This window comes from Idiomarina sp. UBA4206 (genome assembly GCF_002383015.1).
Lineage (GTDB): Bacteria > Pseudomonadota > Gammaproteobacteria > Enterobacterales > Alteromonadaceae > Idiomarina > Idiomarina abyssalis.
The window spans coordinates 32,176-32,702 of record NZ_DFTS01000064.1 but is presented as its reverse complement, the minus strand read 5'-3'; the positions used below and the strand labels follow the sequence as shown (position 1 = coordinate 32,702).

Genomic DNA, 527 nt, shown 5'->3' with positions numbered 1-527 from the left:
TTTTGCCATCCGATATTACAAAGTCTGTGGTAATGCCACTCAAGGCAGAGTCGGGTAAATCCGTTTATTAAGGGAAAAAACCATGACTGACCTGATGACCAAGGCCATCGAGTTGATGGTAGCGGGCATGGGATTCGTTTTTGTCTTCCTTGTAATCCTAGTGTTTGCAACCGGGATAATGTCCAAGGTTGTGTCCAGATTGGCGCCACCCGAAGTGGCAGCGCCCGCACGTTCTCCGCCCGCCAAAGCAGCCCCTGAACCTGCGTCAGTTGACCCTGACACAGCAGAGGCTATCAAGCAGGCGATTGCGAAGTTCAGGTCGCGTCACAAGTAAGTGGCCTGGCAAACATATTAGAACTATTAAGTAGAAGGCTGACACGATGACAGATTCAAAAAAACCATTGGGGATTACGGACGTCATTCTGCGTGACGCCCATCAATCCCTTCTGGCAACCCGTATGCGGTTGGACGATATGCTGCCTATCGCAGAGAAGCTCGACAAAGTCGGCTTCTGGTCTCTTGAATCC

General features: G+C 50.7%; 2 protein-coding genes. Both read left to right on the top strand.

The annotated features are described in order from the left end of the window. Positions 1 to 82: 82 nt before the first annotated feature. Positions 83 to 334 carry an OadG family protein gene (locus B3180_RS15775; protein ID WP_414654055.1) on the top strand — a complete coding sequence of 84 codons (252 nt, stop codon included), beginning with the start codon at positions 83 to 85 and terminating at the stop codon, positions 332 to 334. Between the two features lie 46 nt (positions 335 to 380). Beyond that, the coding region (locus B3180_RS13155; RefSeq protein WP_286845007.1) for a hypothetical protein at positions 381 to 527 on the top strand (147 nt) is incomplete at its 3' end.